Source organism: Desulfosarcina widdelii, from assembly GCF_009688965.1.
Lineage (GTDB): Bacteria > Desulfobacterota > Desulfobacteria > Desulfobacterales > Desulfosarcinaceae > Desulfosarcina > Desulfosarcina widdelii.
In genome coordinates, this window is the sequence record NZ_AP021875.1 from 5,770,727 (window position 1) to 5,794,855 (window position 24,129).

The 24,129-nt window shown below is 57.0% G+C and carries 19 protein-coding genes; 3 read left to right on the top strand and 16 right to left on the bottom strand.

What is annotated here, in order from left to right; all coding sequences use genetic code 11:
- Positions 1–218: 218 nt before the first annotated feature.
- The 13 genes from GN111_RS26505 to ppdK all read right to left on the bottom strand — a co-directional run bounded on the left by GN111_RS26505 (position 219) and on the right by ppdK (position 17,450).
- Positions 219–1,157, bottom strand: a complete 939-nt coding sequence (locus GN111_RS26505) for an SDR family oxidoreductase (RefSeq protein ID WP_170302476.1) — start codon at positions 1,155–1,157, stop codon at positions 219–221.
- A gap of 137 nt (positions 1,158–1,294) precedes the next feature.
- Positions 1,295–2,086, bottom strand: a complete 792-nt coding sequence (locus GN111_RS26510; protein WP_155306629.1) for an SDR family oxidoreductase — start codon at positions 2,084–2,086, stop codon at positions 1,295–1,297.
- Positions 2,083–3,318 carry a thiolase family protein gene (locus GN111_RS26515; protein ID WP_155306630.1) on the bottom strand — a complete coding sequence of 412 codons (1,236 nt, stop codon included), beginning with the start codon at positions 3,316–3,318 and terminating at the stop codon, positions 2,083–2,085. The genes GN111_RS26510 and GN111_RS26515 overlap by 4 nt, the downstream gene beginning before the upstream one ends.
- Positions 3,319–3,338: 20 nt before the next feature.
- Positions 3,339–4,562: an acyl-CoA dehydrogenase family protein gene (locus GN111_RS26520; RefSeq protein WP_155306631.1), complete on the bottom strand. Its 1,224-nt coding sequence runs from the start codon at positions 4,560–4,562 to the stop codon at positions 3,339–3,341.
- Positions 4,563–4,571: 9 nt separating this feature from the next.
- A complete protein-coding gene (locus GN111_RS26525; protein WP_155306632.1) occupies positions 4,572–6,176 on the bottom strand; it encodes an AMP-binding protein in 1,605 nt (534 codons plus the stop codon).
- A 5-nt stretch (positions 6,177–6,181) separates the two neighbouring features.
- The gene (locus GN111_RS26530) at positions 6,182–6,832 is read right to left on the bottom strand and encodes a DUF2148 domain-containing protein (RefSeq protein ID WP_155306633.1); all 651 of its coding nucleotides are present in this window, start codon (positions 6,830–6,832) and stop codon (positions 6,182–6,184) included.
- Positions 6,833–6,846: 14 nt separating this feature from the next.
- Positions 6,847–7,518 carry a DUF2148 domain-containing protein gene (locus GN111_RS26535; protein ID WP_155306634.1) on the bottom strand — a complete coding sequence of 224 codons (672 nt, stop codon included), beginning with the start codon at positions 7,516–7,518 and terminating at the stop codon, positions 6,847–6,849.
- 186 nt (positions 7,519–7,704) lie between these two features.
- A complete protein-coding gene (locus GN111_RS26540) occupies positions 7,705–8,109 on the bottom strand; it encodes an SCP2 sterol-binding domain-containing protein (RefSeq protein WP_155306635.1) in 405 nt (134 codons plus the stop codon).
- Between the two features lie 33 nt (positions 8,110–8,142).
- Positions 8,143–8,766, bottom strand: coding sequence for a TetR/AcrR family transcriptional regulator (locus GN111_RS26545; protein WP_155306636.1), 624 nt, complete (start codon positions 8,764–8,766; stop codon positions 8,143–8,145).
- Between the two features lie 381 nt (positions 8,767–9,147).
- Positions 9,148–9,756 (bottom strand): hypothetical protein, encoded by a 609-nt coding sequence (locus GN111_RS26550; RefSeq protein WP_155306637.1) that lies wholly within the window; start codon positions 9,754–9,756, stop codon positions 9,148–9,150.
- Between the two features lie 9 nt (positions 9,757–9,765).
- Complete coding sequence (locus GN111_RS26555) at positions 9,766–10,557, bottom strand: substrate-binding domain-containing protein (protein WP_155306638.1); 792 nt, start codon at positions 10,555–10,557, stop codon at positions 9,766–9,768.
- A gap of 90 nt (positions 10,558–10,647) precedes the next feature.
- On the bottom strand, positions 10,648–14,730 hold the full coding sequence (locus GN111_RS26560; protein WP_155306639.1) for a hypothetical protein: 4,083 nt from the start codon (positions 14,728–14,730) through the stop codon (positions 10,648–10,650).
- On the bottom strand, positions 14,730–17,450 hold the full coding sequence (gene ppdK, locus GN111_RS26565) for a pyruvate, phosphate dikinase (RefSeq protein WP_155306640.1): 2,721 nt from the start codon (positions 17,448–17,450) through the stop codon (positions 14,730–14,732). The genes GN111_RS26560 and ppdK overlap by 1 nt, the downstream gene beginning before the upstream one ends.
- Before the next feature lie 1,180 nt (positions 17,451–18,630).
- On the opposite strand from ppdK, the gene htpG reads away from it, so the two are divergent.
- Positions 18,631–20,565, top strand: coding sequence for a molecular chaperone HtpG (htpG, locus tag GN111_RS26570; protein ID WP_155306641.1), 1,935 nt, complete (start codon positions 18,631–18,633; stop codon positions 20,563–20,565).
- A gap of 55 nt (positions 20,566–20,620) precedes the next feature.
- Here htpG and GN111_RS26575 read toward each other — a convergent pair whose 3' ends face one another.
- Entirely contained in the window at positions 20,621–20,833 is a 213-nt protein-coding gene (locus tag GN111_RS26575; RefSeq protein ID WP_155306642.1) for a dodecin family protein, read from the bottom strand.
- Positions 20,834–21,175: 342 nt separating this feature from the next.
- Between GN111_RS26575 and GN111_RS26580 the strand changes: the two genes are divergently transcribed.
- Positions 21,176–22,129: a sensor histidine kinase gene (locus GN111_RS26580; RefSeq protein WP_155306643.1), complete on the top strand. Its 954-nt coding sequence runs from the start codon at positions 21,176–21,178 to the stop codon at positions 22,127–22,129.
- 48 nt (positions 22,130–22,177) lie between these two features.
- Positions 22,178–22,897, top strand: coding sequence for a response regulator transcription factor (locus GN111_RS26585; RefSeq protein ID WP_155306644.1), 720 nt, complete (start codon positions 22,178–22,180; stop codon positions 22,895–22,897).
- A gap of 102 nt (positions 22,898–22,999) precedes the next feature.
- Here the strand turns inward: GN111_RS26585 and GN111_RS26590 are convergent, their stop codons facing one another.
- Complete coding sequence (locus tag GN111_RS26590; protein ID WP_155306645.1) at positions 23,000–23,416, bottom strand: hypothetical protein; 417 nt, start codon at positions 23,414–23,416, stop codon at positions 23,000–23,002.
- 298 nt (positions 23,417–23,714) lie between these two features.
- Positions 23,715–24,128 (bottom strand): hypothetical protein, encoded by a 414-nt coding sequence (locus tag GN111_RS26595; protein WP_155306646.1) that lies wholly within the window; start codon positions 24,126–24,128, stop codon positions 23,715–23,717.
- Position 24,129: the final 1 nt, after the last annotated feature.

A 24,129-nucleotide genomic window follows, 5' to 3' on the forward strand; every position in this document is an offset into this window, starting at 1 on the left:
TTTATGACCCGATGATGGGAAGGCAGCCAAAAGCGTGCCCGTTGAGCGGGGTTATTCGGTGCTTGGTGCAGCCCGGAGCGATGTGTTGGAATATAAAGTTTCCATTATCGTGTCAATAATGGTTCTATCATCTACATATTACAGTAAATATATTATTATGGAACGATATCTTTCAATGGAATTCTGGATTGCCATTAGATCCGTTAAAACCTTTGGCTTTACCGGGCTTGCCGGGCAAAATCGGCAAACGCCTGCCGACTGTCGTACCGGTACTCGAATCCGGTCTGCCGGATGAATTTTTGCGGATCGGCCACCCACGAATACCGGAAAAGCCCCAAGGCCGGGCTGGGAAAGCGGGTGAGTCCGTGCAGGTGCAGGGTCCAGGCGATTTGATTCAACGGGTAGAGCAGACGGCTGGGCACCCAGACCGGCCGGTTGCCCAGCATAGCAACCATTTCGGCCACTGTGAGGGTTCCCGACCCGGCGATATTGAAAATCCCCGTTGCCTGCCCGGTCAAACAGTGGAGGATGACCTGCTTCAGATCGGTTTCATGGACGAACTGTAGCGGCATGGTTTCTCTGGGCAAAACCACCAGAGGCTTTTTCAGGTGGTCGGCAAGGGGGTTGTTCATATGGGGGCCCACAACAAAGCAGGGCCGCAGCACGGTAACGCCCATCTGTGGGTGGGCTTCGGCAAATCGGCGGGTGATACCTTCGATTTCCCGTTTGTTTTTGGCATAGGTGAAATCTGCATTGCCCCGCAGCGGATCCTTTTCCGTCAGGGGAATGGGGTTGTCCGGATGAAATCCGTAAGCCGTGGCAGAGCTGGTGATCAACAGATGTCGCACACCGGCCCGGGCCGATGCTTCCAGGACATTGCGAGTACCTTCGACGTTGATGCTTTCCATCAAGGCCGTGTCGTGCAGGGGCGGCAGTACATAGGCGGCATGGACGACCGTGTCGATGGCATGGTCAGCCATGATTCGGTCCATGGGATCTCGGACGTCATGACGGTAGAAAATCAGCCGGTCGTCGTTTAGCGACGGCTGTTTCAGATCGGTGCCGACAACGTTTGCGGTATAATCGTCGGCGAGCAGCGCTCTGGCCAAGTTCGTGCCGATGTAGCCTGAGACGCCCGTAATCAGTATATTTTTCAATGACGAATTCCTATAAACCCCGATATCTTCGTTACGCTTCATCCTTCGTCAGTGCGGAGTACTTCCTGTACGCCTCCTTCCTCAGGACTCGCAAGCCTTGATCTCGGGCTTTATAGAAATCCGTCGGAAAAGAGTTTTTATTTGATTTCATTCGCACTGGCGGTTTGAAAATGCAGAAGTTTTACCAGAGGCCGCCGCCCGAAGGGAAAGGCCAGGGTGGCCAGACGCAACAGGCGCATCATCCAGCCCACCTGCCAGTGCCGGCGGCGGCCATGGGCGGCTTTCCAGACGACCTCGGCCACCTGCTCGGCAGAAATGTGCACCCCCAGTCGCGAGACACTGGTCGCCGATACGGCCGCGGCGGTGATCATGGGGGTTTTTACGTAGGGGGCCATAATGTCGCAGACGTGAATGCCCAACGGTTCGAACTCGATGTTGAGGGCGTCGGTCAGCGCACTGCCGGCCGCCTTGGTGGCCGAGTAGACGGCCAGTTCAGGCGTGCCATACAGGGCCGAAGCCGAGGACATGTTGACAATGCGGGACCCAGGGGTGGCCTTGAGAAAGTCGAAGCAGGCGTCGATGCCGTTAAGAACGCCGGTCAGGTTGACATCCACCGTGCGCAGCTTCAGCTCATGGGACATGGCATGATGGCGGCCCATGTAAAGTACCCCGGCGTTGTTGAACAATACGTCCAGCCGGCCGTTGGTATGGCCGGCCATGAACGCGGCCCCTTGGCGGACACTTTCGGGCCGGGTCACGTCCATGGGCCTGCAGCAGGCGCTTTTCGGGCCGATTCGATCGTAAAGATCGGCAAGGGCCGGTTCGTTTACATCGAAGAGTCCGACGAACCAGCCCCTTTGGGCAAAGGCGAGGGCCGTCGCCCTGCCGATGCCCGAGGCCGCACCGGTGATGAAGATGGATTTTTTCATTTCTCGAGAATATGAATACACATGGCGGCTTCCTCCACACCGATATTGCCGCCGCCGTTTTCCGCCAGGCCCAACCGGGCGCCTTCTACCTGGCGCGGGCCGGCCTCGCCGCGCAGCTGGATGCCGATCTCGTAGATCTGGGCCAGCCCGGAAGCGCCGATGGGATGGCCGCGACACTCCAGACCGCCACTGGTATTGACCGGCTGCTTGCCGCCCAGTTTGGTGGCGCCGGTTTCCGCCCAGGGGCCGCCCTCACCCACGGGACAAAAGCCCATGGCCTCGGTCTGGTGCAGTTCGCCGTAAGCCGTGGCGTCGTGGAGTTCGGCCAGACTGATGTCCTTCGGCCCCACACCGGCGGCCTGGTAGGCCTGTCCGGCCAGGCGTTCGCCGATGTCTTCGCCGTCCAGGTCACGATCTGTGCCCGTACTCAGCACCGAGGCACGAATTTTGATCGGTCGAGCGCCGGTCAGTTTTTTAAGGTAGGCCTCGGAACAGACGATGGCTGCCGCGGCTCCGTCGCCTACCGGCGCGCACATGGCCCGGGTGAGGGGATAGGCCACGGGTTTGTCGGCCAGCACCTCTTCCACGCTCATGTCCATCTGGTACTGGGAAAGCGGGTTGAGAGAGCCGTGCCAGTGGTTCTTGGCACAAATCGTGGCCAGCTGCCGTTGGGTGGAACCGAAGCGGCTCATGTGCCAGCGGGCGCCCATGGCGTAGGCGTCCATGAAGATGCTGCGCCCGTCCCCGGGCGGGGTCTGATCGGCCGGGATCTCCAAGGTGAAGCTCTTGTTCACCCGCTCCATCATCTTCAGATGATCCTCGAAGTTGGCGACATCCATGCAGGAAGCGTAGGCGCCCAGAGACAGAGCCTTGTTCTCATGGGTGATCTTCTCGGACCCAAGGGCCAGGGCCACGTCGAACATTCCTGCCCGGATGCCGGTATAGGCCAGATGCAGGGCCGTGGAGGCTCCGGCGCAGGCGTTTTCCACATTGGTTACCGGAATGGCCTCGATGCCCATGGAGCGCAGGATCACCTGGCCGCGGATCGAATGCTGGTTGGCGAACATGCCCCAGAAGGTGTTGGAGAAAAAGGCCGCCTGCAAGTCGCTTTTTTCCAGGCCGGCATCGTCCAGGGCCAGACGGGTGGCTTCATGGGCCATGTCCCGCACGTCCCGGTCGAGATACTTGCCGAAGCGCAGCATGCCGAGGCCGATAATGTATACATCATTCATGGTCATTCCTTCCATTAGGATCAAAGGTGGTGGGCGGCAGTAATCATCAGCGAGTCGTTGGCGCCGTCCTCGATCAAACCCGCCCGGGCATCACGGAAGAACTTCTCCACGGGATACTCCCGGCTGACGCCGCTGCCGCCGAAGATCTGGACGGCATCGTTGGTCACCTCGAAGGCCGTCTGGGTGCAGAAGACCTTGGCGGCGATGGAGTACTGCACCAGCGGCGGCGTGTTGCTGTAGTTATAGATCATGGCGTTTCGGGAGAGGGCGCGGGCCGCTTCGATCTTCATGAACATGGAGAAGAGCTTGTGCTTGATCATCTGGTGCTCGAACAACACTTTGCCCCCCTGGACGCGCTCTTTGGCGTAGGCGAGGGCCTCTTCGTAGGCCGCACGGGCCACGCCCACGAACAGGGCCCCCATGCCGGCGTTGGCCGTGGAGAGGGTTACGTCCAGCATGGCCTCGTAGCTTTCGGGGTCCACCAGCATGAACTCCTCGGGGATGCGCACGTCGTCGAAATAGATTTCTCCCTGATTCAGCGCCCGCTGGCCGAGTTTGTCCAATGGGCGCCCCTTTTTAACGCCGGGCAGGTCCAGGGGGACGACGCAGATGCCCCCGCCGGCCATGCCCATGGACGGATCGATGGTGGGGTATAGCAGGCAGTGGGTCGCGATGGTGCCGTTTGATACCCAGGCGGCCTTTTGCCCGGTAATGACCCACTCATCGCCTTCCTTGCGTGCCAGGGTCTGTCCGCTGATGGCCGGATCGGAGAATTCCGGGGTGAAGGGGGCCAGGGTGTCGGTGCCGTGATCCGGTTCGGTGATCCCCCAGCAGCCGACAAGAGAGCCGTCGTCGCACTGACAGAACGGCTCGATGATCTCTTCGATCATACGATCCGTGGGCACCATGGAGGCAAAGAAGGCCGGGAAACAGGAGACGCCCAAACTCAGGGCGAAATCGACGCTGCCCCAGGCCAGTTCTTCCAGAACGATATGGGTTTCGATGGGTTCGGTGGACAACCCGCCGTAGGAATCCGGCAGGAAAATGGTGTGGTAGCCCAGTTCGTAGCCCTGTTTCAGGGTTTTGCGGAACAAGGGACTGTCGATCATTTCCTGGGGATCGGCGATCTTGTCCAGTTCGAGACTGGCCGGCCGCAGCACCTCTTTGGCGAAGCGATGGGTCTCCTCCTTCATGGTGGCCTGGGCTTTGGTCAGGTCCATATTGAGTTCGGTGTAGTCGGTCATAATCGTCTCCTATGATTGCGTATAGACATTCTCCGCTTCAGGTGAGAACTGCTCTTTGAGCACCCGGTCCAGTGCCTTTTCGGAAATGGTCTTCGGGATGACGTCCACCAGCTGCAAGTAGGTGGGAACGAAGTTGGGCTCCAGGTCCTGCCGGCATTTGTCGAAGATTACCCCCGGATCGATCACAGCATTGTCGAAGGGAGCCAAGGCGGCGACCAGATCGCTTTCCCCCGGAGCCCCGGAAGCGGCCGGAACGCCGTAGACGCAGACTTCGCTGACGTCGGGATGCTCCCCGATCACCCGTTCGATGTGATCGGGCTGAATGAAATCCCCGGCTCGGCGCAGTTCGCTGCCCTTGCGGTGTTTAAAGAAAAACCAGCCCTTTTCGTCTTTGGAAACGATGTCCCCGGTGCGCAGCCAGCCGCCGCGGGTTTTCTCTTCAGAAGCCTGGGCGTTGTCCAGGTAGTCCACCTTGGTGTCGCCCTTCATCATTCGGCAGATCAGTTCTCCGGGCTGGCCGGCGGCTACCTCCCGGTCGTCATCATCCACCACCTTGAACTGCATCATGCCGGGAATGGGCTTGCCGAAGGAACCCACCGGTCCTACATTGGGCGGTTTGTAGGCGAAACCACCCTCCACGGCGCCGTACCACTCCAGGATCTTAACCTGGAACCGGGATTCGAAATCCTGCCAGATGGCGGCGGGAGTGCCGGCGCTGATTACGGTTTTTACCGGGTTGTCCCCGTCATTCTCTTTGACCGGTTCATTGAAAATCCCGGCCATCATGCCGCCAAGCAGAGAAAAGCTGGTGCAGCCGTAGTTGCGGCAGATATCCCAGATGCGGCTTTTGGTGAATCGCGACGAGAAGACCGCCTTGATTCCCGAGCCAATGGCCGGAAACAGGGTTACGGCCTGGGCGTTTCCGTGGGTCAGGGAGAGGCCGGTGTAGAGCACGTCCGAAGGCTTGTATTTCCAGACCAGCTTGGTGACGATGTTGAACATACCGAAGCGGTTGTTGCGGATCATGACGCCTTTGGGGTCGCCGGTGGTACCGGAGGTGTAGATGATCTGCATGGGGTGGCGCACCTCCATGATCTGCTGATCCACCGGCTCCCAGTTATCCTTTCCCAGGGTTTCGTTGACCGTGGGATAGGCGTCGGAGACGGGCAGATCCTGCTCCGGGCGCCAGACCACGAAGACGTTTTTCACGCCCGGTACCTGGTTCAGCACTTCCTCCAGTTGGGGGAGCAGTTCGCCGCTGACGAATACGGCCTTGGCCTTGGCATGGCTGAGTAGAAATCGCAATCGGCTCCCACGGCTGCGCGGATCGATGGGCACCATGACGACGCCGATGACCGGCCCGGCCAGCATGCAATAGGCAAATTCGGCATGGTTGCGCATGAACACGGCGTAGGTGTCGCCCTTCTCCAGGCCGCTTTCCAGCAGCAGGCGGGCAATTTTGTTGGAGTTTTCATAAAGGGATCGGTAAGTCAGTACATCGGCGGCGTTGTCTCCGTTTTCGAAGACCAGGATCTCCCGATCCGGTTTTTCCTCGGCTTTCATCTCGATCAGATGGGAGACGATGGCCTGGTTCAGGTAAGCTTTGTTCGACATAATTCTCAATCCTCCACGGCCCCGATGAAACCCCGGTTGTAAGTGGGGAATTCCTTGGCGAAGATTTCGTCCCAGTAGTCCTTGGTCCAGAACTCGTGCCGGTCGAAGTAAGGATTTTTTCGGGCCGCACTGACCGAGACGCTGACGCAGACATCCACATCGGTGATCACCTCCATGGCCATGGCGGCAAAGGCCAGGGTGGAGAAAACCCGGCAGTGCAGGCCCAGCCGGTGGGCCGTGCTGGCGGCTACGTTGGCGGCAATACCCAGGTTGATGTTTTTGAACAGGCAGGAAGGGCCGTTGGCGGTGAGCGATTCCATCTCCTCGGCGGTGTTCAACTCCTTGCAGGTGCGAAATCCACAGGCTCCGCAATTGTAGTTGAAATCCGAGCGGCGTTTGTCCCCCATGACCAGAAGGGCGCAGGGTTCCTTCATCAACTGCACGAGATGCCGTCCGTCCCGGGCCGCCAGGGGCGACATGTCGCCCAACGAAAAGCAGTACTCGGCAAGCTGCTCCATTTCCTCCCGGCCCACGGAAATGATCTTGACCGTGTTGCGGTCGTTGAACCGGAAACTGTTGTGGGCGGCCAGGGCCATCAGTTCCACGGCGCGGTCCAGCCCTGCCTTGACCATGGTGTCCATTTCGACGATTGCCATATTCTCCTCCCTTGTCAGCTATAGATGGACCGGAATTGGGGCCAGAGCCGGTTGATCATGCGATCGTTCATGGTGCGCTGGTTGATTTCGTCATACTTGAGGGGGATGTCCCTGAAGGGGCTCTTCTCGGTGATGGAGATGGCCACGGCCAGGGCGAAGCCCGTGGCCCTGGGCAACAATCCCATGCGTATGGCCGCTGCGCCCACGGACCAGTAGACGCCGTAGTCGATCCCCAGGTTGCGGGCCTGGGAGACCATGCCGTCCACGGCATAGGCGATGTTTGCGGCTCTGAATGTGCACAAAGGTCCGGTGAAGGCCACCTCCGGGTCGGCGGGCAATTTTTCCTCATCCTTGAGGTACTCGCAGACCAGTTTGCCGCACATGTTGCAGTTGATGTCGGCCGGATCGGTGAGGCTTCTCAGGGAAGTGCCGATCAATACCGCATCGGCATCGCGGAGTATGGCCGCATCGCGCCGGAAAAACCCCCAGCTTTTCTTGATGTCGGCCATCGCCTCCATCTGCTGGCAGATGTCTTCGATGTCGCACTCGTCGTCCACGATGTGAATGGTGCACTCGCCCACCCCGCCCACCCGGGGGGTGGTGGTGCCCGATGCCAGCATCAGGCGGGCGGCAATCCTGACCGCTTCCTTGCGGTCGGTTTCGTACTGTTTGATGCTGCGTTCCATGGGTAGGTTCCTTTCGTAATTGGGAACAGAGGTCGGAAGTCAGAGGTCCGAGGACGGATATCTGAGGTCCGAGGTTGGATATCTGTCCTCCGTCTTCTGTCCTCTGGCTTCTCCTTGGGTATGGTTTTTACCCACTACTCGCTCTGCCGAAACGACATTGGACAAGCCATTTCTTTCCGCACGTACCTATACCGGCAGTCCGTGGGAGTTGGCCCACTCCGGATAGGCTTCATAGGCCGGTTTTAGCAGGGGCAGGAGTTTGAGGATTTTGGGCATGGGGCCTTTGGCCTTGATCAGGCCTTTGGCCAGGGCGATGGGCATGGCGATCTGCTTGAGCCAGAACTTATGGCAGGTGTCGCCGGAAAGGGTCATTTCCACGGTGGTCTTGTTACCGTTGCTTCCCCAGATTACCTCGCCGGTGGTTCCATCGCCGGGGGTGACCCACAACTCGGCGTTGGGATCGGAGATGTTGAACTTGATGGTGATGTCGGCTTGAACGAATTTGGGGCCGAATTCCGGATCGGCCAGCAGTTTTTCGAACAATCCGCCCAGTACGGCCTGCATTTTTTCCTTGGATTCGAATACGGGCATGAATTCTCCTTTCCGGATTTTAGTGGGTCAGCGTTATTTGGAGGATGGTTTATCGCTCATATACGGGGTCAGCAGTCCCTGGATGGCTTTTTGAAAAGAGTCGACGGCCCACTGACGAGAGTGGAACTCCGGAGCCAGGTACCAGCGCGTGGCCACCCCCTGGTAAATGGCTGAGATGGTTCGGGCCGTGTCCACCGGATCCAAATTCGTGAATTGGCCGTTCCGGATGCCTGCTTCCAACGCGCCGCTCAGCAGGCCCACCCAGTTGCCGATCCAGTCGTGAAAGATTTCCCGGTATTCCTTGTCGTGGACGCTGACGGCCATGAAGTCGAAGAGCAGGGGATAGCCGATTTCCATGTCCGGGTCGTTATCATTGTAAAGCCAGTCGAAGGAAAGAATTTGATCCAGTGGATCATCGAACAGTGCCATGGTCTCCCGGCTGCGTTGGAATATCCGGTCGAAGAAGGCGTCGAATACCGCTTTGAACAATTCGTTTTTCGACCGGTAGTAGTGGGCCAGTCCGCCCTTGGAAAGCCCGGCGGCGCTGCAGATATCGTCCATGGTGACGTTGGCGCATCCGCGCCGGGCGATGGTGTGCAGACCCGCCTCGATGATCTGGGCCTTGCGGATGGCTTCCAGTTCGGGGATGGGGGGCATAATCAGGCTCCCTATTCGTGGAACGCAGCGGCCTTCAAAGCGGCTAACGCGCTGGTGTCCATTTTTATTATAAACTGTTGAATAAATAAGTTAGGGAAGTAAACCGACCGGTCGGAATATAAACCGACTGTTTGGTCGATTTGTTTTGCATAGTATGATGAAAAAATGCTGTCAATAAAAATTTTATGTAAAATTTTTAAATGAAAGTCATTCATTTTAAAAAACTGTTTTATCAGTGGCTTGGGTGGTGGAGGAAAAAGGGACGGAAACCGATTTGCGGTCGTTTTGCCGGTAGGGGCTACAATTCAGGTTGCCGCAAAACGAAAGAGTATGGCGGATGAACGGCGGTTTTTGCAGGCAGACACTAGGAGAATAGGCCGTTTATTCAAGAGGAGCAGGTGTCATCCAGACTGCGCCGGCAAAGCGTTTGGCCGTTCCGGTGCGTACAAAAACGTTGACGTACCGGAATGGCTTTTCGGGAAGCGGCGCTTCGGTGCGGATGATGCCGTTGGCGTCGGTGAGGCCGTATTGAAGACGATCGAGCCCGGCATACTGGAGAATGACCTGCTGATCGGCGGCCGGTTGGGAGGATGCACACGCAACCTTGTTGCCGGTGGGGGCGTCATCCAGGGGCGCGCGGGTTTCTGAGTTTTTGACAATGGCGTTGGCCATGACCAAATCGAGAATGCCCAGCCCGAAAAAGCCGATTTCGATGATGGCGGGAAGGACACCATGCAACTGCTTGCGGCTTACCGATTCGCGGGTCGTCATTTCGCGGCAGACCGGCGTCTGGGTCACCACCAGAAAATCGTCTTCCAAATTTCTGTGCACATCGAAGCGAATGTCATCGGTGCCGCTGAGCCTCTTTTCTCCCTCCGCTATGGTTGTGTGCAGCGGGCTGGAGGAAGTGAGAGAACTGGCGCAGCCGGTGGTCAGGAAGCAGATGCAGACCGTAAAAACGATGAGATATCTAAAAAAAGATAGATTCATGGCAGTTTCCTAGTCAATCACGGGGATCATATCGTGGGTCACAATGAAATTCGTCACCCGGTCCGAAAGAGCATAATCGATCAGCGCTCGCGCCGTTTGTTCGGGTTTCCCGCGGGTTACCAGGGAAAAGGTCTGCATGAAGGGGTAATCGGTGTCGGTTACCGATTTGCCGTCAATGGCCAACATCTTGATGTCCGGCGTATCCATAACGGCAACGTGGCCGATGAAGGAAATGGCGCCGGGCATGTAGCGAACCGCCTCGACGGCGGCAGTGGATTTCCAGGTCATAAAATCGTAGCGAATGTCGTTCATGCGCATGGCCAGGCGATGAAAATTTGCGAAGGCCGCTGTTTCCTTGCCTGGTACGATGGCCGTGACGGGCTGGTCCTTTCCGCAAATCTCCTTCCAGTTGTCGATTTCACTATTGAAGATGCGCCGCACTTGATCGCTGGTGAGGGACGCGGCCGAACAGTCTCGGTGGACGATAATGGCGAGAGGGTCCCGGCAGATGGGAATTTCGATCAGCGCGGTCTCGATTTCCTGCCTTCTCAGGGGGCGGGCCGAACCGGCGATCTGGCTGAAGCCATTGAGCAGACGGCTGATGGCCAGGTTCGAGGAGGAAACGTGGGTATGTACAACAATGCCGGAATTGTCGATAAATTCCTGCATTAACGGTTTGCCGAACGCTTCGGCAACCTGGGCCGAGCAACTGAAATTCAGGGTTTCGGCCGCGGTCAACGGGGCGGCGGTCAGCAGATTCAACAGCAGGACGGCAGCCAACAGATAGGGCCATTTTCTCATCGCACTTCTCCTCGGTACCGTGAATGGAGCATGAATTAGTGGGGAAATTATATCAATGTTTATAACGTCAACACCGTCAAAAGGCAACACCTATCCAGCCTGCGGCTTTGCTTCCTTTTCCTCACGTTTTTTCTCCTTTTCAGGGAACTTGATTTTAAGGTGCCAGCGAATAGGCTTCCACAACTGCTGCCGGGAAAAGCATCCCCATCCCCAGCGAAGCCAGGAAACCAGGCTGAACGCCAGCCAGAGTGACCATGCCAGCATGAGCAGGCGGTAGGTCCACAATGGCAGACTGACCACCCAGGGCGACGGCAAGAATCCATCGATACGATCCTGAGTCCAGTGCAGCTGGAGCCGTGTCGAGTGGTTGCCGGCAATCTGCATTTCCGGAATACCCAACAGACCGCGTTCGATGGCGGTGTAAAGACCGATCAGGGCCGCCAGCGTGAGGGCCGCCAGGAGAAGTTGTATGAAGTTGAAGGCCAGGGCCTTGTCCAACGGGCGCATGCGGCAACGGTATCCCAAGGCCAGCAGCCAGCCCACGATCAGCACGGCGACCGGCGAGGGCACCTGGGTAAGCCCCATTCCCAACAGGAGCCAGTGGTGGGTGCGCAGCGGGGCGATATCGGTTTTCCCGAGACCTAAGGCGACCAGAACGACGACAAGGACATAGCTCCAGAACAGCACGGCCGGTCCCAACCTGGGCCCGCCGGCAAACAGGATCCAACGGTTGTCGGGCATCCGAAAGGTCACCGCGGCATTGACGGCCTCGCCACCTGCATTCACCTTAGGGCCTTTAAGGCGTATCAGCGAATCGGTAAGCTGCTGCCACTGGACCTGTACCGCCTGGCTTCCCGGTTGCAGGGGAACGGAAACCAATTGGCCGTCCTGGCGGATGGGCAGGCTTTTTCCGTCGATCCGGACGGCTTGCAGGTTGGCCTGTGCGGGAAGCTCAATCTGATGATGGTCGCCTTTGCTGGATCGCAGGTCGAGGTCCAGAACCGAGCGGGTGAAGCGCTGCCCGGGAGTCATCTCCAGCCGGGCGCTGTCCAGGGTAACCGTCCGGCCGGGAACGGCCGGCGGGCGGGTGATTTCGATGGTTACCTGCTCGCCCGGCCAGGGGTGCCATTGGGGCTGAAAGTTGCGGCCGGCATCCTGATGGTGGACCACCGTCAGCCCGGAAAGCGAGCAGCGCCAGATGGCTGCGGCATCCAAGGTCCAGACTTCGGTCCAGGGAACATCCTTGGGGGCGGCCAGCAGGATGACGGGGGTAACGGGAAGCGTGCCGGAAAAATACTTCTCCACTTCGTCCGGTCCCATGGCAATCTGGGCTGAGCCTTCTTGAACGTGAATTCCCGCCGTTGTGACCGCTTCACCGATGAGCAAAGGCACGGAAAGGACAGTGGGGGTTCCGGCTTTCGTCCGGCGCTGGATGCGGGTGTCCACCTCCCATTGCAGACCCAGGCGCAGGGTGCGGGACACCTGGAAAAAGGGTGGGACCCCGTTTTCGACGGTTGCGCCTTGCGGCTGCGCATCGCTTCGGCTGCGGGTGAGAACAACGCTGGCGTCAACGGTGCCGTCGCTGTGGATTCCCCGGGCCATCCATCCCACGCCGGCATAGGTTCCGGTGTGGGGAGGCAGGGGAAAGGCGATGCGTACTTCATCGGTTCCGGCTGCCGTTCCAATCAGTTTGATCTCATGAACCCCCTTGGGCATCACCGTCCACAAAATTCCCCGCTCGTCCCGGGCCAGGCTTTCAGCCGGGGCACCGTCCAGAACGATCCGCGACGGATTCCAGGCTTTCTGACCGGCGGGCAGGGGAATGGCTGTTTCCGTCAGGGTGTGAACCTGCAAAATCAAGCGGATCTGGTCGGGTGTAGCAGCCAGTTCCAGCCGGCTCACATCGGCGCAATGGGGCAGGCAGACCGGCGGTTCAAGCAGCCGGCGCTGCAATTCGTCGAGAAGGGTTTGCGGTGGAAAGCCGCCGCTTGGACTCTCGGCTCTCAAGTTTAGGGTCGGTGACAGGATCAGGGCGGTGAGCAAAAGTGCGCCCAGGGCGTTGGCCGTCACGGGTGGCAGAGATTTCTTCCAGCGCCGCGGCTCTAAAACCACGACGATAAGTGCCAGGAGCAGGATGGTCCGAATAAACCCCAGCACCAGGTTCATTCCAGGCGAAATTAGCCAGATCCGAATCTGCTGGTTGCGGTCCACCGGCCCGTTCCAGCGCAGCGGTACGCTGTGCCACCGCCAGGTCGGCAGTCCGGGGCCGGTCTGGATAAGGGCATCGGGATCCTTGGCGGTCAATTCCCGGCGGGGCAGTTCGGACGATATCTTGGACGGCAGCGCTCCCGCCGCCGAGCGCATCGTCTGGACGGTGGAACTTTTCAACCGGGCCGGACGGTGTGCTTCGGCCATGCGATCCGTTTCGGTAACTGCCATTCTTTTTGCGCCGATCATCGGCAGACCGATTCCGCCGCTTCGATCCAACTGCGGATAAACCGCCGTCCGAACCTGCTGGACCATGAACGGCACGGCAATGACGACAAGGACGATGACGACGCCCACCCCCCAGAGCCGGACGATCTTTTTGAACCATCCTTGGGGGAGGTACTTGAGCAGTGCTGCAACGACCAGCAGGTGCAGCCATACCAGGCGGGGAGCTCCCGGTTCGTGAAAAATCAGCCCCAGGGTAACCAGAACCAGAATGCCGGTGCGGCGGTCGCGAAGCTTGTAGGCGCTGACGGCGACGATCAGCACCAGAAAAAGATCCAGCAGAGTCCAGCGCTGCAGCCAGGCGTTTGGGGGCACATCGACGCCCGTGGTGGAAAGCAGGGACCATCCCGGGGGAAGGTTCAGCACGCCGCTGACACGGTTGAAATCGTGATCCCAGCCAACCGCGGGCAGGACCGAGGCGGTGCGGGTCATGCGGCTGTCCGCCGCCAGGGAGAGATTCCCGCGGCGCAGTTCTATTCCCGGACGATCTTCGTGCCGGGTGATCAATTGATTCTCTTCGTCCACGGCCACGCGGCCCAACTCCACGGGAGGGTTCATGGCCAGATGCCAGGTCCGGTTCAGGGTTCCGGTAATGCGGTCGTGCAAGGTGAAGCCGGTCCCGTCGAAGTCGAGCCACCAGGTGCGCTGCAATTCCAACTGGTCGGGCGCCGGGTCGGGATCGCCCCGTCGAACCGTTTCGAAATTAAGGCCCCCGCCGGTCTTGATCTGGTAGGCAGGAAGGGTTTTCCATTCGTCGGGCATTTGCGTCCGGGAGGGCTCGACCGTCGGCGCGCCGGTGACATTGACCATGCGCAGATGATTGTAGGCCTTAAAGGACCAGATTTCCGGGCCGTAGTCGCCTTTACCGGTGGACAGTTGCGTTACCGGTCCTTCCATGCGCACGGTCACCCGCAGCTCCCAGCGCCCGGTGCGGGCCTGCACCAGCAAGTCCCTGTTTTCGGCAAGGTGCAGCGGAAGCGGGCTGTCGATCCGCATGACCGCGCCCGCGTCCGGCAGCAGGGCCGCCAGGCGGATCTCCCGGGGAGGACCGGAAACCCGCAGCAGGACCTGTGTAACCATCCGCAGGGGGATATCGTCCTCGATCAGCCGGAAAACCATAGCCGCGTGGGTGCCTTCCCGCCGGGTCGCTCCATTTTTGCCATTGAGCCGCAAACGGCCCTTTTCATCCCATTCCGGCTCTGCGATATCCTTTCCGTCCATCTTCAGCGATACCATGCCCGTTGCCTGTGGTATGGACAGCACCTCGGGAAGCGCATTCCAAACCAGGGCCCCCCGGATGCGATGGTCGCCGGGCTCCAGCCAGATCGCCGGCCGGTCGTTGCGTTCGACCACCGGAAGAATGTTTTTTCCATCAAAGACCGATTCGGGCCAGTGTTCTCCGTCTCCGGGCAGCATGACCCATATCGGTGCGTAGACCTCTACCTGCATGTCAAATGCAGCACCCTGTTCGGCTGCATCCACAGCCAGTCGCGACGGCCACCAGCAGCGCTGGATCGAGCCGTCGTTAAAGTGCGAGGGGCAGGTCTGGGTCTGTTTGTCGTAAAGAACCCACTCCTTCCATGGCGCCAACGGTTCAGGGACATCGTAGGCATTCGAGAAGGGAGTCTGAAAAAGAGTCGTGAACAGCAAAGCAAATGTGAGTGCTTTCAGGTGGGACATTATTTTTTTTCCTTCAACGCCGCATGGGCTGCCGCCAGCCGTGCGATGGGCACCCGAAAAGGAGAGCAGGAGACATAGGTCAATCCCAGTTGATGGCACAAAGCAATGGACTTGGGGTCTCCGCCGTGCTCGCCGCAGATGCCGCACTCCAGACCCGGTTGGGTGCTACGGCCCTTTTTTACCGCCATGTCGATCAACTGCCCCACGCCGTCTCGGTCCAGGGTCGCGAAGGGATTGGCCGGCAGAATGCCGCTTTCCATGTACTCGATGAGAAAACCGGCTTCGGCGTCGTCGCGGGAAATGCCAAAGGTGGTTTGGGTCAGGTCGTTGGTGCCGAATGAGAAAAACTCTGCGTGTCGGGCAATTTCGTCGGCGGTCAACGCCGCCCGCGGCAATTCGATCATGGTACCGAATTTGTAGGCGATTTCGACTCCCTTTTCTTTCATGACGGTTCGGGCCTCGTTCTCCAGCACGGCCCGCTGCCGGATCAGTTCGTTTACGTGGCTGGTGAGCGGAATCATTACCTCGGGATGGACTTCGATGCCCTCCTTGGCCACCCGGCAGGCCGCCTCGAAGATGGCGCGGACCTGCATGGTGGTCAGTTCCGGAATGTAAATGCCCAGCCGCACCCCACGTGTGCCCAGCATGGGGTTGGCCTCCCGCAGGCGCTGGGCCTGCTTGCGCAGCTGCTCTTTTTCACGAATCTCGGTCAGAAGGGTATCGATGGCGGCCATGTCCGGCGCGTGTTTGAGGCGAATCTTCAAGTCAGCCAGTTCGGACATCAACTCCATCAGGTCCGGCAGAAACTCGTGCAGGGGCGGGTCGATGAGGCGGATGATCACCGGCTTTCCGGCCATGACCCGGAAGAGCCCGACGAAGTCCTCCCGTTGAAAGGGCAAAAGCGCCGCCAGGGCTTCCTTGCGCTCAACCGGGTAATCGGCCATGATCATGCGCTGAAAGTGCGGCAGGCGGTCGGTTTCGAAAAACATGTGCTCGGAGCGGCACAGCCCGATGCCTTCGGCACCGTATTCGACCGCCCTTTTCGCGTCGCGGGGGTAGTCGGCATTGGCCCAAACTCCCAGTTTCCTGAATTCATCGGCCCAGGTGAGCAGCTTGATCAGCCAGGGATCCTTGATGTCGGGCACCATGGTTTCCAGTTGCCCTTCGTAGACGATGCCGGCCGTGCCGTCGATGGAGATCCACTCCCCCTCGTGGATGGTCCGGTTGGCGACGGTCATCAGCCGGTTGGTCAGGTCGATGCGGATGGCCGAGGCTCCCACCACCGCCGGCTTGCCGAACTGGCGGGCCACCAGGGCCGCGTGGCTGGTCCGTCCGCCGCGGCTGGTGAGAATGCCCCGTGCGGCCAGCATGCCGTGAACGTCGTCGGGTTTGGTCTCGGGTCGTACCATGATCACCGCCTTGCCCTCATTGTTGGCCCAGGATTCGGCCATGTCGGCATCGAAGGCCACCTGCCCCACCGCTGCACCGGGAGAGACGTTGAGCCCCCGGGTGAGCAGTTTGCCCGCGATGGCGGCGGAGGTGTCGAACTGGGGGTGTAAAAAAAAGTCCACCTGATCCGGGGACACCCGCAGCACGGCCGTTCGGCGATCGATGAGCCCCTCTTCGACCATATCAACGGCGATTCTCACCGCCGCCTGGGCCGTCCGCTTGCCGTCCCGGGTCTGGAGCATCCACAGCTTGCCCTTTTCGATGGTGAACTCCATGTCCTGCATGTCCCGGTAGTGGTCTTCCAGCAACTTGGCAATGCGTTCGAATTCATCGTAAACCGAGGGCATCTCCGTCTTTAATTCGGCCAGATCTCGGGTCATGCGAATGCCGGCGACCACATCCTCGCCCTGGGCGTTGGTCAGGTAGTCGCCTTCCAGCTTCGGTTCTCCGGTGGAGCCGTTGCGGGTCATGGCCACCCCGGTGGCGCAGTCGTCGCCCATGTTACCGAAGACCATGGTGACCACGCTGACGGCCGTACCCAGATCGTGGGAGATGCCTGCAGCCGTGCGGTAATCGACGGCGCGCTTGCCGTTCCAGCTTTTAAAGACAGCTTCAGTGGCTTTTTGAAGCTGCTTGTAAGGGTCTTCCGGAAAGTCATGGGTCGTATGCCGCCGGTAGATCGCCTTGAACTGCTCGGCCACCTGCTGCCAGTTTTCGGCAGTCAGTTCGCTGTCGTTTTCCACCCCGACGGTCCGGCGGGCGGTGGAGATGACCTCTTCGAAGGGTTCGTCGTCGATCCCCATGACTACGCTGCCGAACATCTGAATGAGCCGTCGATAGGCGTCGTAAACGAAACGCGGGTCTTCGGTCTGGTGAATCATAGCCGCTACGGTCTGGTCGTTGAGGCCGATGTTGAGTACCGTGTCCATCATGCCGGGCATGGAAAATTTTGCGCCGGAGCGGCAGGAGAGCAGGAGCGGATTTTCAGAACCGCCAAAGGATTTTCCGGTGCTGGCCTCGATTTGCGCAAGGGCAGCCAGGACCTGGTCCCACAATCCTTCGGGAAGGATGCTGCCCGATGCCAGGTAGGTATTGCAGGCCTCGGTGGATATGGTGAAACCGTCGGGCACCGGCAAGCCGATGCGGACCATTTCGGCAAGGTTGGCCCCCTTGCCGCCCAAAAGACCCCGAACGGCATCCCAGTCTTCGCCCACATGCTTTTTAGCCGCATCCAGTTCGTTGAAGCCAAATACCCATTTTTTCTTTTGCATTGCCACCTCCATGAGTTGCCAGACGAATTTTTCTCCTCCGGCAGGAGAAAAAATGCCAACGGTAAAATTCTGCCCCGGAATCGACGGGTCCGCTTTTCGTCCGCGGGCCTGCCAATAAAGGCAAAGGCGATGAATCCATTCGGGTGATGAGGAAAAGGATAGGGTTCGACGTCTGAACAATCAGCCGATTATTGCCAAAATTGTCGGGTCAGATCGACAGCGTCGAACGGTTTTATCAATTAATGTTTAATTTTAACGTGATGGGACCGATTTTGCAATTTTATTTCGTTAGTTTGACAGCTTCGTAAAAATTTGAACCCTGCACATTGATGGGATCCCCGTCAGGCAAGTGCGAAAAATTTTTCGCCCTTACCACATTTATGGCTTCCCGTGACATGTCCGACGGATTTTTGAGAGCCTGTCAAATTTGTTTAGTGGCCCAAAAAAGACCGTCTCGTAAAAAGTCGAAATTTTCATCTTTTCGTCATTCCGGCGCAAGCCGGAATCCAGCAATTTCAGTTGGTTCTGGATGCCGGATCAAGTCCGGCATGACGAATCTGGTACTTTTTACGGGTTCATCAAAAAAAGGAAACGGTTAATCGGGATGAAGCCGATTAACCGTTAAGGAGGAGAAAAGATGAAAATTATTAGGTTGACGATTTACAAAAGCAAATGGCTTGCCAGAAACAGGAAAAAGCACAGAAAAAAGTTTAACAAAGAATAATCCACTAAATTTACAGATAATATCAGGATGGATGACATGGCATTGGCGGCTGTCGGAACGTGGGAAGTCAGGCGGCTTACCATGGAAAAAGGTTCACAATTATAAACCTGAAACAATTCCATATTGATAAAACTTACTAATATCATAAGGAATTCATGATTATTTACCAAAGTTCAATATTATGAACTTTGGACTACAGCCAACCTTTCTGATTATAACCTATTGAAATAGAAAAGTTTATTTAGTTTCGATTTTTGAACGCACTTTTTCCCGACAGAGCATCGAAAGGCATTCCGTCATGTTTTCCGGGCCGGTATGGCAAGCTGCCGGGAGGTACCGTTTGAACGATCCGACCGCCTTGACAAACGGAAAATCGCCCCCATTATTGTTCATCGTTGAGGTCGAACTAATTATAACCATTGATAAAAGCTTGATGAAGGAGCATTCGGGAAAGCCATGGAAGCCAAGAAGGAAACCCACCAGTTTAAAACCGAAGTCCAGCAGATTCTTAACCTGATTATCAACTCTCTTTATTCCAACAAGGATATTTTTCTGCGTGAACTGATTTCCAACGCATCGGATGCCATCGACAAGGTGCGGTACAAGGCGGAAACCGAGCCGGGCATTTTGGGCGACGATACGGAATTCAAAATCAAGCTATCTCCCGACGGCATTAAACGGACATTCGAAATTTCCGACAACGGTATCGGCATGACCTACGAAGAGGTGCTCGAAAATATCGGCACCATTGCCAAAAGCGGCACGGCCGGCTTTCTGGAGGCCCTGGAGCAGGCCAAGGGGCATGAGACGCTGCTGCCGGAGTTGATTGGCCAGTTCGGGGTAGGCTTTTACAGTGCCTTCATGGTGGCCGACAAGATCACCCTGGTGACCCGCGCCGCCGGAGCTGAAGCCAACCAGGCCGTGAAATGGGAATCCACCGGAGATGGATCCTACACCATCGAAGAGACGGAAAAGGCCCACCGGGGAACCACCATTACCCTGGATCTGAAGAAAAAGGGAAAAGACGACAAGGATTTTACCGATCAGTGGACGGTGCGCGGTATTGTCAAGCAGCACTCCGATTTCGTCAGCTATCCCATTACCATGGAGGTGGAGCGCGACGAACCGCTGCCCGACGAAGAGATCATCAAGGACAAGGACGACAAGCCCATCGGCGCCACCACCCGCAAGGTCATGCGGGAAGAGACGCTAAACTCCATGAAAGCCATCTGGACGCGCAGCCCCAGCGATGTAAAGGACGAAGAGTACGAAGAGTTCTACAAACATCTCAGCCACGACTGGAATCCGCCCATGGAGCGGCTGCACCTCAAGTTCGAAGGCACCACTGAGTACGACGCGCTTTTGTATATCCCTTCCAAGGCGCCTTTCGATCTGTTCACCCCCGAACGCCGCCACGGGATTCATCTCTATTCCAAGCGGGTGTTCATCATGGAGGACTGCAAGGAACTGATGCCCGAATATTTCCGCTTCGTCAAAGGCGTGGTGGATGCATCGGATTTGAACCTGAATGTGAGCCGCGAAATTTTGCAGCAGGACCGTCTGGTGCTCAACATCCGCAAGAACCTGCTCAAGAAGCTTTTCGACAAGCTGGAGAAGATGGATGCCAAGACGTACAATCAGTTTTATGACGAATTCGGCGCCGTTTTGAAGGAGGGCATCCACACCGACCCGTCAAAAAAGGAGAAAATTGCTTCTCTGGCGCGGTACAAAACCACTAAATCAGAAGATGCCTGGGTCTCGCTGGACGACTACGTAAAAAATATGAAGGCCGACCAGAAAGAGATTTACTACATTACCGGCGATAAGCTCTCCGCCCTGCTCAACAGCCCCCATCTGGAGAAGTTGAAAGAGAAAGATTTCGAGGTGCTGCTGATGACCGACCCCGTGGACGAATGGGTGGTGCAGACCTTGACCGAATATGACGGCAAACCGTTGAAAAGCGCCGAGAAGGGCGATCTCGATCTGGATAAGGTGGATGACAGCAAAAAGGAAGCATACAACGCGCTCTTCGGGTTCATCAAAGGCCACCTGGAAGAAAAGATCAAGGAGGTCAAACCCTCTACGCGGCTCAAGGATTCGGTGGCCTGCCTTTCGGGAGACGCCTGGGATATGAGCGCCTACATGGAGAAGCTGCTTAAAGCTTCCGGGCAAAAACCACCCGAAACCAAGCGCGTGCTCGAGTTGAACATGGACCACCCGGTCGTAGAAAAAATCAAGGCGCTGTTCGAAAGCGACCGCGATAATCCCGAACTGAAAAATTACAGCCAGTTGCTGCTGGACATGGCCATTGTCAGCGAAGGCGGCAAACTGGACAACCCCGGCCGCTTCTCCAAGATGGTCGGCGATCTGATGACCCGGGCCATGGAGTAATATCGAGGATCGAAGCCATCAGCCCCCCTCGCTTTTGTGCAAGGGGGGCTGGATTTTATTCCGTTACGTATTTGAACGAGAGGTTTACCCGGGCTCGATAAGCCGTTACCCGACCATCCTCCACCTTCATATCCAGCTTGCTAATTTCCGCCACCCGCAGATCCTTCAGCGATTTAGAAGCGGTCTCGACTGCATTTTTGGCCGCTTCTTCCCAGGACGTCGGGCTGGTTCCCACCAGTTCGATTACTTTATAGACACTGTTACTCATGATGTCCCCCTTTGCGGTTAACGGTCAATAAAACTATCCACCGCGGAAACGACCCATTCATTTCAGCGGATGGTTCCCCTTTGGATCGTATCGAATCCGCAAGCGGCCGGAGATACCGGCAACCTACGGAACAAAGTGCTATCGATCAGCCGTCCCGATCATCGTTTCTAAAAAGAAGGGAATAAAAAAATCCTATTACGGTACTTTCCGGCGGTCAAGAACATTTCCGGTTGTCTTATTTCGATCCGATTGAAATGGGAGAGAAAAACCGCTACAATCGGTTCCCGAAAGCATGCCCCAGTTGCGCGCATCAGGCCGATCCGAAAGGAGCAGTGACCAGCCGTGAAGCAGGTGAAATGGCTTTTTCATCCTATTTTGGTGTTCATTTTTTCCGTCACGGCTCTGGTGGCATCGCTTTTTTTGTACATCTACTGGTACGTGGAAGCCAGCAGCGGGATCCGGACGGCCATGGAACGGTTCAATCTGGAGCCGGACCAGGTGCTGGCCGCCGATACATGGGTGGTGATTCTCGTTTTGTCCATCCTGCTGGGCATCATTTTGCTGGGTATCTTCATCATTTTCGTGTTCAGCCAGAAAACCCTGCAACTGGTCCGCATGCAGAACAATTTCATCAGCAACTTCACCCATGAACTCAAAACGCCGGTGACTTCGCTGCAACTGTATTTGCAGACCTTTTCGATGCACCGGCTGTCGCGGGAGGATCAGCTCAAATATATTGGATACATGCTCGCCGATGTACGGCGACTGACAGGAAATATCAACCGCATGCTGGATCTGGCCAAGCTGGAAAGCAAAAGCTACATCGGCGAATTCGTCGTCTGCGACCTGGTCAAGACGGTGAAACGTTTCCTGGAAGAAAATGCCCATCTGTTCAAGGACTGCCGGCTCGACCTGCGCCATTCCGACGGCAAGGCGGTCTACCAGCGCATCAACCGGCATCTGTTCGAAATGCTGCTGATGAATATTTTGACCAACGCCATCAAATACTGCGCGGACCGGACGCCCGAGGTGGAGATCTCCATCGAGAAAAAGCGTCGCAAAATTCATGTCCGGTTCACGGACAACGGCATGGGGTTCGATCGTAGAGAGGTGAAAAAGATTTTTCGCAAGTTTTACCAGATCGGCCGGTCGGAAAACATGACGGCCAAGGGCAGCGGCCTGGGACTGCATCTGGTGCAAAATATCGCCCGGCTTCATAAAGGCCGGGTACTGGCAGAAAGTCCGGGGCGCGGCAAAGGGTCAACGTTTACGTTGATTTTACCGGCCCTGGAATAGTGCAAGTCCACAAACTGCATCTTAGGGATGTTTTTCGGAGCGGAAATCATGGAATCTAAGAAAAAGCAGATCCTGATCATTGAAGACGATCACCATATTGCCGAAGGTCTCGAACTGAACCTCACCATTCAGGGGTACGAAGTGATGGTTGCCGGCGACGGGGTGGACGGTCTGAACAAGTGGAAGGAGATCGGGCCGGATCTGGTGATCCTGGACATCATGCTGCCGGGCATCGACGGCCTTTCCATCCTTCAAAGCATTCGCCTGGAAGATGAACGGCTGCCCATCCTGATTCTTTCAGCCAAAGGCGATCCGGATGACCGCATCAAAGGGCTCGCCTTCGGTGTGGACGACTATTTGGCCAAACCGTTCAACCTGGAAGAGCTGCTCCTGCGCGTGGAAAGGCTGCTCAAACGCGGTCAGTGGAATCATGAAAACCAGGCGCCGGTTCTATCATCCTTCGACACTTACGCGTTTGGCGAGAACCGCATCGATTTTAAAACCAATACGGCGATCTGCCGCCAGGGGGAGATCTCGCTGACCGAGCAGGAATCCAAGGTGCTCAAGCTGTTCATCGCCAACCGCGGCCAACCGCTCTCCCGCGATCAGTTGCTGCAGATCGGCTGGGGCTACAGCCGTAAAACCAGTACCCGCACCGTGGATAATTTTATCGTCCGCTTCCGCAAATACTTCGAGCCCGACCCCCGCAATCCCATCTATTTCAAAAGCCTTCGCTCGGTCGGATATCTTTTCGATCATCCGGATTAACGAAATAAACAGCCCCCTTGCCTGGACCAGAGGCAAGGGGGCTGATCGGGAGGAGCCATATTCCTCCGATGTTTGAAAAGGTTGGAGTCGGCAGGCTTGCGGTTACCGGTTTAAACAGGCCAGGCCGTCGAAGATCGCCACTTGGGATCCCTCGACCATTCGTTTCAGGGCACAGAATTCGTCGGCAGGCATTTCACCCGTTCCGATATCGACCGTTCGGGCGGCGTCTTTATCGCTGTGGGCCGCATCCCAACCACTGGTTTGACCTGCTACGGCATTTTGCAGCGACTGGAACTCTGCCGGCGTCATTTGAAGTTCACCGTACTGCTCCTTATGAACCGGCGGTGTCATAACATGGTCTCCGGAAACCGTTGCCTGCCCTTGAACCATGGCCTTCAGAGCCGTGAACTCGGAGGCGTCCGTCTGCCCGGTACCAATGTCTACAGGTTGTGCGGCAACATTGCCAATTCCCACCATCAACATGAAAACCATTGCCGTTGCGAAGATTATTTTTTTCATTTTTTTCTCCTTTGGATAGTTGTTTCTAAAATGAATATGACAAAACGTTCATCTTTGAAGGTGAATATATGAACCTTGTTTCATGTTGTCAAGAAAAAATGAACATTATTTCGGATTTTTATTTTTAGGCCGACAGGATGTTATAAAAATGATGAATTTCCAGTAGTTTGAAAAATTCGGGAGGTGAATGGAGGGTGCGAAAAAAGGCCTGAAGGGCACCACGGTGCTTCTTCAGGCCTTGGCAGCCAATACTGTTTTTGGGCATACTCGTCGATGTCAATGAAGCGGCGAATCCGGATTACGGGCAGATGAACTGGAACCCTGCAGCGGCCTGGCCGCCTGTATTGCTGGCCACCAGTTTATTGAGGTCGCAAAACTCATTTGTGCTCATGGCCCCCAAACCGATATCCACCGGGCCGGTATCGGAAGCTGCAGCCGTTGCATTGCGCGGGGTCTCGTCGGCGGTCATCGCCTGTCGGATGTCCTGCACATCGTTCCAGTTGAATTCGGCGACGTTTTTGACAGCGACCTTTTCCTGTTCCTGGGCGCTGTTGGCAGAAAACGGCTGGTCGCCACTGACCATCCGTTTCAGGGTTTCAAATTCAGCGCGATCCATTTGTCCCAATCCGATATCCACGGAACCCGCAGTGGCTATACCGGCCATCATTGCCACAGCGATTGCCATTACAGTTATACGAAATGTATGTTTCATG

Excerpts from the sequence above, each read along its gene's own strand:
- GN111_RS26575 (WP_155306642.1), bottom strand. The coding sequence starts at position 20,833 with ATGAGTAACAGTGTCTATAAAGTAATCGAACTGGTGGGAACCAGCCCG.
- ppdK (WP_155306640.1), bottom strand. The coding sequence starts at position 17,450 with ATGCAAAAGAAAAAATGGGTATTTGGCTTCAACGAACTGGATGCGGCT.
- htpG (WP_155306641.1), top strand. The coding sequence starts at position 18,631 with ATGGAAGCCAAGAAGGAAACCCACCAGTTTAAAACCGAAGTCCAGCAG.
- GN111_RS26515 (WP_155306630.1), bottom strand. The coding sequence starts at position 3,318 with ATGAATGATGTATACATTATCGGCCTCGGCATGCTGCGCTTCGGCAAG.
- GN111_RS26540 (WP_155306635.1), bottom strand. The coding sequence starts at position 8,109 with ATGCCCGTATTCGAATCCAAGGAAAAAATGCAGGCCGTACTGGGCGGA.
- GN111_RS26585 (WP_155306644.1), top strand. The coding sequence starts at position 22,178 with ATGGAATCTAAGAAAAAGCAGATCCTGATCATTGAAGACGATCACCAT.
- GN111_RS26530 (WP_155306633.1), bottom strand. The coding sequence starts at position 6,832 with ATGGCAATCGTCGAAATGGACACCATGGTCAAGGCAGGGCTGGACCGC.
- GN111_RS26525 (WP_155306632.1), bottom strand. The coding sequence starts at position 6,176 with ATGTCGAACAAAGCTTACCTGAACCAGGCCATCGTCTCCCATCTGATC.
- GN111_RS26555 (WP_155306638.1), bottom strand. The coding sequence starts at position 10,557 with ATGAGAAAATGGCCCTATCTGTTGGCTGCCGTCCTGCTGTTGAATCTG.
- GN111_RS26510 (WP_155306629.1), bottom strand. The coding sequence starts at position 2,086 with ATGAAAAAATCCATCTTCATCACCGGTGCGGCCTCGGGCATCGGCAGG.
- GN111_RS26545 (WP_155306636.1), bottom strand. The coding sequence starts at position 8,766 with ATGCCCCCCATCCCCGAACTGGAAGCCATCCGCAAGGCCCAGATCATC.
- GN111_RS26550 (WP_155306637.1), bottom strand. The coding sequence starts at position 9,756 with ATGAATCTATCTTTTTTTAGATATCTCATCGTTTTTACGGTCTGCATC.
- GN111_RS26535 (WP_155306634.1), bottom strand. The coding sequence starts at position 7,518 with ATGGAACGCAGCATCAAACAGTACGAAACCGACCGCAAGGAAGCGGTC.
- GN111_RS26595 (WP_155306646.1), bottom strand. The coding sequence starts at position 24,128 with ATGAAACATACATTTCGTATAACTGTAATGGCAATCGCTGTGGCAATG.
- GN111_RS26590 (WP_155306645.1), bottom strand. The coding sequence starts at position 23,416 with ATGAAAAAAATAATCTTCGCAACGGCAATGGTTTTCATGTTGATGGTG.
- GN111_RS26520 (WP_155306631.1), bottom strand. The coding sequence starts at position 4,562 with ATGACCGACTACACCGAACTCAATATGGACCTGACCAAAGCCCAGGCC.
- GN111_RS26560 (WP_155306639.1), bottom strand. The coding sequence starts at position 14,730 with ATGTCCCACCTGAAAGCACTCACATTTGCTTTGCTGTTCACGACTCTT.